At 43.5% G+C, this 552-nt stretch carries 3 tRNA genes; all 3 read left to right on the top strand.

Annotated features, from left to right (window positions below):
- Nucleotides 1–69 precede the first annotated feature (69 nt).
- The 3 genes from AAEY97_RS21140 (at nt 70) to AAEY97_RS21130 (ending at nt 547) form a co-directional block, all read left to right on the top strand.
- A tRNA-Glu gene (locus AAEY97_RS21140) sits at nt 70–145 on the top strand.
- A 132-nt stretch (nt 146–277) separates the two neighbouring features.
- Nucleotides 278–353 (top strand) — tRNA-Glu (locus AAEY97_RS21135).
- Nucleotides 354–471: 118 nt separating this feature from the next.
- Nucleotides 472–547, top strand: a tRNA-Glu gene (locus AAEY97_RS21130).
- Nucleotides 548–552 lie beyond the last annotated feature (5 nt).

Genomic DNA, 552 nt, shown 5'->3' with positions numbered 1-552 from the left:
TAGCACTGGTGTTTAGCCTACAGACACCAATGAGTATTCACTCGATACAGAGTATAACGTATCAAATGTGTCCCATTCGTCTAGAGGCCTAGGACACCGCCCTTTCACGGCGGTAACAGGGGTTCGAATCCCCTATGGGATACCATATTTAAGATGGTTGAACATGATTCGAAACTATTGTTTTAGAAAAAGTGTTTAATAATCTATATAGCACTGGTGTTTAGCCTACAGACACCAATGAGTATTCACTCGATACAGAGTATAACGTATCAAATGTGTCCCATTCGTCTAGAGGCCTAGGACACCGCCCTTTCACGGCGGTAACAGGGGTTCGAATCCCCTATGGGATACCATATTTAAGATGGTTGAACATGATTCGAAAGAGTTCTTTGATTATCTATATAGCATTGGTGTTTAGCCTACAGACACCAATGAGTATTCACTCGATGCAGAGTATAACGTATCAAATGTGTCCCATTCGTCTAGAGGCCTAGGACACCGCCCTTTCACGGCGGTAACAGGGGTTCGAATCCCCTATGGGATACCATATTT

It is taken from the genome of Shewanella sp. TB7-MNA-CIBAN-0143 (assembly GCF_040310065.1).
GTDB lineage: Bacteria > Pseudomonadota > Gammaproteobacteria > Enterobacterales > Shewanellaceae > Shewanella.
Note: the sequence above shows the minus strand (reverse complement) of the source record. Positions and strands in the feature narration are given on the sequence as shown.